The organism is Sphingomonas sp. (assembly GCF_030145815.1).
Lineage (GTDB): Bacteria > Pseudomonadota > Alphaproteobacteria > Sphingomonadales > Sphingomonadaceae > Sphingomonas.
Window position 1 is genome coordinate 266,571 of sequence record NZ_JAIXHL010000003.1, and the last position, 6,236, is coordinate 272,806.

The 6,236-nt window shown below is 60.8% G+C and carries 5 protein-coding genes; 2 read left to right on the plus strand and 3 right to left on the minus strand.

All coding sequences use genetic code 11. From position 1 onward, the window contains the following. Window positions 1-3: 3 nt before the first annotated feature. The 3 genes from KYX69_RS04355 to KYX69_RS04365 all read right to left on the minus strand — a co-directional run bounded on the left by KYX69_RS04355 (window position 4) and on the right by KYX69_RS04365 (window position 2,433). Window positions 4-1,341, minus strand: coding sequence for a sensor histidine kinase (locus KYX69_RS04355; RefSeq protein WP_300494173.1), 1,338 nt, complete (start codon window positions 1,339-1,341; stop codon window positions 4-6). An 83-nt stretch (window positions 1,342-1,424) separates the two neighbouring features. Beyond that, window positions 1,425-2,096 (minus strand): response regulator transcription factor, encoded by a 672-nt coding sequence (locus KYX69_RS04360; protein ID WP_300494176.1) that lies wholly within the window; start codon window positions 2,094-2,096, stop codon window positions 1,425-1,427. 88 nt (window positions 2,097-2,184) lie between these two features. Then, the gene (locus KYX69_RS04365) at window positions 2,185-2,433 is read right to left on the minus strand and encodes a hypothetical protein (RefSeq protein WP_300494207.1); all 249 of its coding nucleotides are present in this window, start codon (window positions 2,431-2,433) and stop codon (window positions 2,185-2,187) included. A 277-nt stretch (window positions 2,434-2,710) separates the two neighbouring features. Between KYX69_RS04365 and KYX69_RS04370 the strand changes: the two genes are divergently transcribed. Both KYX69_RS04370 and KYX69_RS04375 read left to right on the plus strand, forming a co-directional pair. Further along, window positions 2,711-5,752, plus strand: a complete 3,042-nt coding sequence (locus KYX69_RS04370; protein WP_300494177.1) for a TonB-dependent receptor — start codon at window positions 2,711-2,713, stop codon at window positions 5,750-5,752. Between the two features lie 46 nt (window positions 5,753-5,798). Then, window positions 5,799-6,194, plus strand: coding sequence for a LysR family transcriptional regulator (locus KYX69_RS04375; protein ID WP_300494178.1), 396 nt, complete (start codon window positions 5,799-5,801; stop codon window positions 6,192-6,194). Window positions 6,195-6,236: the final 42 nt, after the last annotated feature.

Genomic DNA, 6,236 nt, shown 5'->3' on the forward strand with positions numbered 1-6,236 from the left:
GGTTTAGCGAGAGCCGCGTTCACCGAAGATTATCTCGACCCTAAGCCCGCGACCGCTTTTGGCCGTAGCCAGCGAGAGCTCGCCGCCAATCGCCTCGGCCAGTCCCGCGGCGATGTTGAGGCCGAGCCCGCTCCCGGAACTTTCGCTCGCTTTACCGACCCGACCAAAGCGAACCATCGCGCGGGCTCGGTCCTTCTTCGGAATGCCGGGGCCGTCATCTTCGACTATGAGGGTAGGACGGCCATTGATCAGCGCGGCGCTGACCTCCACCTTGGATCCCCGACCGGCATACAGAATCGCATTGTCGACCAGGTTTCCGACGAGCTCGACGGCGATAGCTTTATTGACCTTTGCAAACACTTTACCAGAGGATCCAGCAATCGAAAGCTCGACATCGGCTCGGATCGCCGGAAGCGCAAAATCGGACACTACCGCCTCGGCGATTGAATGGAGGTCGAGGCGCGTCAACTCCACCGTAGTGGGCGCAGCGGCGTCGGCGCGCGCCAGAGCCAGGAGCTGGACCAGCAGATTGCTCAGCCTTTCGCTTGCCTGATCGATATCCTGGATTGCGGCGGCAGCGTCGGGACTCCGAGGATCGACGCGGCGGTAGTTTGTCAGATGCGTCCGGATGACTGTCAGGGGAGTGCGTAATTGATGCGACGCGTCCGCGGTAAAACGCCTGATTCCGACGATCGCGGCATCGAGGCGAAGCAGGATGCTGTTGAAACTCTTAACCAGACTATGAAGTTCGACGGGCACGGCCTCAAGCGGAAGCGGTGCCAGATCGGCAGCGGCGCGGCTGTCCATATCATTGCGCAGCGCGTCGAGCGGACGCAGACCCCACCGCACGGCGATGGTGATGAACGCTGCGGCAAGTGCGATCAGCGTGAATTCCAGCACCAGCAGCCCCGTGAGCATCTGGTACGAGACCCGCTCGCGGGCATCGAGCGTTTCGGCGACCTGGATCACCACAGGGGAGTCGATCTGGGGGAGGCTACGCCCCTCAGCGACGATGCGGATCGGGCGGTCGAGATACGTTCCGTTGCCGAAAATCACCTGGGTATCGCCGAGGTTGGTGGGCGTGATCGAGGGCAGGTCGTCGTAGCCGCTCAATACCTTACCGCGATGGGTCACGCTGTAGAACACGTTGTCGCGCGCGTTGTTCTCCATCATGCCAAAGATCGCAGGCGAGAGCTCGAGCTGGATCTTGCCGTCGACGACCGTCAGCGAGTCGGCGATTGCGCGCGAAGCGGCCGCTAGAATGCGGTCGTTGACGCCCTCGACCATCTCCTCGATCCACCAGGCGCCGCCAAATCCGAGGACGATTGCAGCAAGGATCATAGGTGCGGCGAGGGCCAGGAGAAGTCGCGCTGTCAGCGAGCGCGGGACGTTCGCCAGCCTGGACCGAGTTCTGATCCCCCCCGTCATTCGTTAGGGTCGAGGACGTAGCCCAAGCCGCGGATCGCGCGGATAGTCGGACCGTCGGGTTCAAGCTTCTTGCGCAGGCGAGCGACATACACTTCAAGCGCATTCGGCGCGACAGCTTCGTCATAGCCGAACACTTCGGAATTCAGTCGCTCCTTCGGAACGACTTTGCCGACCTTCAGGGCGAGACGCTCGAGCACTGCCCATTCGCGGCGACGCAGTTCCACTGAACGACCAGAGATGTGAACCTGACGGCTCGCATAATCGATCTCCATTTTGCCGACGACGACGGTCGAAGACGCTTCTCCGCTCGACCTTCGGACCAATGCGCGCAGCCGAGCCTCGAGTTCGACCGGTTCGAAAGGCTTGAGCAGATAATCATCGCCGCCGGCGTCGAGCCCCGTGACGCGATCTTCGATTGCATCGCGCGCGGTGAGAATGAGCACGGGCGTTGCATTCTTCTCTCGCCGCAGCGTCCGCAGAACATCGAGGCCCGACATATCGGGCAAACCAAGGTCCAGAACGATGGCTGCAAACGGCTCGGTCTGCGCCATCATCAAACCCGTTTCACCATCCTGAATCCAGTCGATGGTGTGACCACTCCCGCGCAGCAGAGCGCAAACGCCTCGCCCAAGGGCGGGGTCGTCTTCAATCAGAAGAATTCGGGCCATCTGGCACGCTGAATGAAGCATGTTGCACAAATCACATCTTGGCGCTGGAGCGCCGCAAAGACAATGGCTTTCGGGTCAGCCATCTTGATTACGCCGCAAGCTTTCTCAGCACATAGTGAAGGATTCCACCATGCATGAAGTATTCGGCTTCATTTGCTGTATCGAGCCGACAAAGTGCTGAGAAGCTGAAGGTGGACCCGTCGTCGCAGGTGACTGCGCCGGGAAGGTCGCTCTCCTCGGGTTCTGCTGCTTGCTTGACCAAGTCGTAGGCGTATTCCTTGTTTGCGACCTGAAGGGTGCTGCGCGCACCAAGCGTGTCTATTCCGACCTGAGTCATCGGCGTGTCTCCTGATTCTAAGGGATCCGCCGACCGAGCGCTTCGCGAACGCAGCTGGGTCGGGTTGTCGGGCATTTCGGATGCGCGCGAAACCCAAGTGCGTCAAGCGAAGATGTCGGGAATTGGCGAAGATTATAGCCGTATTTGCAATGTTAAGGCGATGGAATCGGTCGATTCCCCTGCGACAGTTAGGTGAAAGGTTCGCTTGCTACTTCCTGCTCAGAAAGCCGAATTCGCGATTCGGCCAAGAAGATCGACACATCAAAGGAGAGGGGAAATGAAGTCACTCAAGTTGCGAGTCGCAAACGGACCGTCGAGCATTGCGATTCTCGCGGCCACGCTGGCCGTTTCCCACCCCACGCTTGCGTCGGCCCAAGACGCCGACCCAGCCCAGGAAGATGCCCAAGCAACCGAAGAAGAGTCCCAGCCTGCGGGCGAGATCGTCGTCACGGGCTCACTGATCACGCGTCGCGACAATACTTCATCGAGCCCAATCTCGACCGTCGGTGCCGACGTGCTGGCGCAATCCAGTTCGGTATCGCTCGACAAGGCGATCGGCCAGTTGCCGCAGTTCTCCGGCGCGCAGGGCGCAGCGGAAGTCGGCGACTCCCAGGGCACGATCGGCTTTGCCGGAGGCCAGTCCTACAGCGACTTGCGCGGGCTTGGCCCGAACCGTTCGCTCGTTCTCCTCGACGGTCGCCGGATGATGTCGTCGGCCCCTGATGGCGCGATTGACCTCAATACCATTCCTTCGGCGCTGATCGGCTCGGTCGAAGTGATCACCGGGGGTGCTTCCTCGACCTACGGTTCGGATGCCGTCGCCGGCGTCGTCAACTTCAAGCTGCGCACCGACCTCGAAGGCCTCGAGCTGTCCGCCAAGGGTAGCCTCGCAGAAGAAGGCGACGGCCGCCAGATTGGGCTGAGCGCCGCTTTTGGCGGGAAGTTTTCCGACGACCGCGGACGCTTCGTCTTCGCAGTCGAATATGCCGACCGCAACGCCGTCGCTGGTCGCGATCGTCCCTTCTTTGCGGGCATCCGTAACGTCGCCCGCCCGCCCGAAGGCGTGATCATCGCGGGCAACTATGGCGGCGGCGCGCCGACCATCGCGGCGGTCAATGCCGTCCTCGCCGGCTACCCTGGCACCACGCCGATTGCCGGTACTGGAGCCTATAACGGTGGCATCGGCATCAATGGCGACGGAACGCTGTTCACCAGCATCGCTGGCACCAACTGCGTCCAGAACTATCGCGGCCTGAACGGTAACACCCCTGGCCTCGCGATCAGCCCCAACTGCCGTCAGGTGCAGGTCTCGCTGGGCCAGTATTTTGCTGTCCAGGTCCCGCTGACGCGTTACAATGCCTTCGGCAAAGTGTCTTACGACATCAGCGACGACATCACCGCCTACGCCCAGTTCAACTATCTGAACTCCGAAGCGCTTAGCCAGACCGGTCCTGCCAATACCCGTCCCGCCGTGCCGCTGCTCGTTCCGCAGAACAATCCGTTCGTGACAGGCAATCCGGCGCTGCAGCAAGTGCTGGCATCGATCGCTCCGACTCCGACAGGCAACATCATCGTCTCGAAGCTGCTCAAGGATCTGGGCAACCGCGTCGAGCCGTTCAAGTATAATGTCTGGCAGGCTGTGCTCGGGTTCAATGGCAACATTCCGGGCACCGATCTCAAGTGGAACCTCTACGGATCGTACGGCAAGTCGCAGTTCATCAATGATATGTACGGCGAGGGCAGCCTTTCGGCGATCAACAGCGTGCTCAACGGAACCGCGAACTATCGCGGTCCGGCTGGCACCTGCATCGGCTATGCTTGGAACCCGTTTGGCCTCACCCCGATGAGCGCGGGCTGCAAGGAGTATGTGAGCCGCGTCAATCACAGCACCAACGATCAGACTCAGAAGATCGTCGAAGCGACCATTCAGGGTCCCTTGTTCACCTTGCCTGCCGGTGACCTGAGCTTCGCGCTGGGCGCCGATTACCGCGAGACGTCGTTCAACTATGTTCCCGACTCGCTGCTGCGGACCAATGACTCGATCGCTTACGGCTTTGTCAGCCCGGCGTCGGGCCAGCAGAAGGTCAAGGAAGTCTTTGCCGAATTGCTGGTGCCGATCCTGCGGGACAAGACCTTCTTCCAGGAACTGACGCTGGGTGGCGGCTACCGCTACTCCGACTACGATCAGTTCGGTGGGCAGCACACCTACAAGGCTGACTTGACTTGGCGCCCGGTCGATCCGCTGCTGGTTCGCGGCAGCTACTCGGTCGCCATCCGCGCGCCCAGCCTCGGCAACTTGTTCGGTCCGACCTCGACCGGGGCATTCCCGATCGGCACCGGTCCCAACGCGGGTGATCCCTGCGCGGCTGGCAGCGTTTATCGGACTGGATCGGCCGCAAGCCAGGTTCAGACCCTGTGTATAGCACAAGGCGTTCCCTCGGCGATCTACCCAACCTATTCTTACGGCAGCAACGCGGCCCCGGGAACCGACGGCAGCAATCCGAACCTGACGCCGGAACGCGCGAAGACCTATTCGTTCGGTGCCGTGCTGACCCCGCGTTTCGACAGCAGCCTATTCAGCCGGGTGGCCTTGTCGGTCGACTACTATCACATCGAGATCAAGGACGCGATCGGATCGCTTCAACTCTCGGACATCTTGCCACGCTGCTTCAACTCGGACGGCGTCAGCAACCCAACCTACTCGCTCAACAATCCCTATTGCGACCGCATCACCCGCGATCCCCTCACCGGGCAAATCTCGGACGGACGCCAGGGTCTGTTCAATTTCGCAACCTACACGGTTTCGGGTATCGACGCCCAGCTCAGCTGGAAGTTCGGACTCGATGCGCTGGGGATGTCGGAGAACGCGGGCAGCCTCGAGCTGCGCTCGTCTGCTTCCTACCTGATTGACTACACGGTCGCAGGCCTGCTCGGTTCGCCGACCCGCAACTACACGGGTACCGCTGGCTTCGGCAGTGTCGGTGGCGGGGTCTCCCATCCCAAGTGGAAAATCAACACCAGCTTGACCTACGAGCGGGACAACTTCAACGCGACCCTCGCTTGGCGGCATATTTCGCCGATGATCCACTCGGATCTACTCGCGAACCCCGCTTCGACCACGCCCGGTGTGGGAGCGTACAATTATCTCGACTTCCACGCGGAATTCGACGTGAACGATCGCTTCATTTTCGGGTTCGGTGTGACCAACCTCACCGACAAAACGCCTCCGTTCATCAGCGCGACCCCGCTGACCACGGATGCGGCAACTTACGACGTGATCGGCCGGACCTTCCAGGCTTCGATCAAAATGAAGTTCTGATCAATCTGGTCAGCGGTCGTCGCCGACTATCCCGAACACCACGTCAGTGGCAATCGAGATACGGCAATTGAGATACGCGGTGGCGACCGCTGACACCCAGAGCTTTTCTCGCGCGGCGGCATTGCTCAATGTGAAGCAGATCACCCTGAGCCGGAGAGTGCACCAGCTCGAAGAGCAGCTCGGCGTGAAGCTGTTTGAGCGTTCGACGCGCGGTGCTGAAATCACGGAAAACGGTCGGCCCTTCATCGAGCAGGCCCGTCGCATCATCACCGACGTCGATAATCTGCAGACGACTGCCCGAAATGTCAGCTACGGCCTGCGAGGCCGCATTGCGGTTGGTTACTGCTCTCCGATTATCAGCCCGTTGACGAAGTCGGGTCCGTCTGATTCAGAGAGAGTATTGAAGGACGAGATAGGCTGCAGCGATGGCGATGAGGCGTGATGGGGATGTTCAGCCGGATCTGATCGTGTCCTGGTCGGATGT